We start from the raw sequence: 1,843 nt of genomic DNA on the forward strand, positions 1-1,843 counted from the left end.
GACGTTTTGTTAAGGGAGCGGCGACCGGATGCAGCGGCGTTCCCCGGACGCAGCGCAGCACCATAAGCGCGTTCACGCGCGTCTTCGACGCGCTAGGGTGATGCGCTGCAGATCCGGGGGCCATCGCTCAAGGGGGGAAAAGTGTGGGTCCCGGCTCTGCGAAGCAGCGCCATGCGCTGCATCGCGCCCGGGACACGGGACTAGCTGAAGGTGCCGAGGCGGTCGCTGAAGAGATCGAGCCGGCCTGGCGGCCGGACTTCGGGTTTGTGTCCCGATAAAGATTGCGCTGCGCTGGTTGATGAAACCGAGGTTGCTGACGCAACCGCAGTTGCTGACGCAACCGAAGTCAGCGACGAAGAATTGCCCCACAATTCCTGAACCGCCGGCGAGACCGGTTGCGCGCGATCGCCGGCCTGGAACAGGGAACGAAAGATCGGATCGGTCGGCTGCGGTGGTGTCTGCGCCGATGCGAACGACGTCGCAACCGGCGTCACGGCGCGGGAATCCGGAAAGCTCGAGAGGTAGGCGGCGTTGTCCACCGGCACCGTGGCCGGCGTGGCGCTGGCCAGCGTCACGCGCCGCGGCGCGTCGCCACCGGCTGACGCCATCGCGGTACGCGTCGCCTGCGAATTGGCGGCGCTGGCATAGCGCGCGTTCAGCACCGAATAGACTTCGGAGACGCTGCGCGCGCGGCCGGTCTTGTCATAGAAGATCGGGCGGTTGGCGGCGGCGGCATTGGGAAACAACGCAGCACCCGAGGCGTTCGGATTGTTTTCGGCGTTCGAGATCAGCTTGCCGGCGCCGTTGGCGCCCATGAAATGCGCCATATAGAGTTCGCCGTCGGTCGGGCGGCGCCCGATCTTGCCGGTGAGCTTGAAGCTGTTGGACTGGGCAAACACCGCCGCCATCGACGAGGCCGCCTCGGGATCGTCGCGCAACTTCATGATCGCGGTGCGGGCGGCGGGATCGCTGACGGAATAGCCGCCGGAGGGGTTTTTCGTGATGGCGTCGGCATATTTGCCGTAGCCGAGCTGGCTGCCGGCTTCCTTCACGGTGCCGAGCCAGGTCTGGTCGATGAACTGGTAAAGCCCGCGCGCCGACGAGGTGGTGGCGGCGGCCTTCGGATTGAAATTGGATTCCATCTTGGCGGTGGCCAGCATGTATTCGAAGCTGGTGCCGGTGGTGTCGGCGGCCTGCTTGATCGCGCCGGCAATCCGGGCGCGCGAGGGTTCGACACCTGCCGTGGCCGTGGCGCTTAACGTGTCGACCGACATCTGTTGGTGCCCCGCTCCTCGCGAAACGACCGCCCGGCCATCTCGGCACGACAGGCGGCGCTCAGGCCTCCTGCAACCCTGCGTCGGTTATGGTTAATGGCGCGTTAACCCGGAAGCCGCTAACCGCTCACATCGACCGCGTGGGTTTCCTTCGAGGTCGACAGCACGATCACGGTCTCGGTGCGCTGCACCCCTTCGATGCCTTTCATGGCCGCGAGGAAGGTTTCGAGATCGCGGGTCGTGCGTACCCGCACCTTCATCAGGTAATTCCAGGCGCCGGTGACGTGGTGGCATTCGAGCACGCCGGGCATCCGTGCAATCGCGTCGAGGAACGCCGACTCGGTTTTCGAATCGCTCCACCCGACATAGACGAATGCCAGCAGATTGAGACCGAGCACTTCGGGCGAAAGCTTGGCATGAAAGCCGCTGATGACGCCCTGCCGCATCAGCCGCTTCAGCCGGTCGTTCAGCGTCGAGGTCGCGACCCCGATCGCCTTGCCGAGTTCGGCAAGCGGCAGGCGGTCGTTCTCCTGCAGCGAGGTCAGCAGTTTTCGGTCGATGTCGTCGAA

General features: G+C 65.1%; 2 protein-coding genes. Both read right to left on the bottom strand.

The window, feature by feature from the left end:
- Positions 1-200: 200 nt before the first annotated feature.
- Positions 201-1,274, bottom strand: a complete 1,074-nt coding sequence (locus tag Q7U29_RS14955; protein WP_304742710.1) for a transglycosylase SLT domain-containing protein — start codon at positions 1,272-1,274, stop codon at positions 201-203.
- Between the two features lie 119 nt (positions 1,275-1,393).
- Positions 1,394-1,843: Lrp/AsnC family transcriptional regulator (locus Q7U29_RS14960; protein ID WP_304742712.1), on the bottom strand; the 450-nt coding region annotated here is incomplete at its 5' end.

Source organism: Bradyrhizobium sp. (assembly GCF_030654605.1).
In the GTDB taxonomy this organism is placed as follows: domain Bacteria; phylum Pseudomonadota; class Alphaproteobacteria; order Rhizobiales; family Xanthobacteraceae; genus Bradyrhizobium.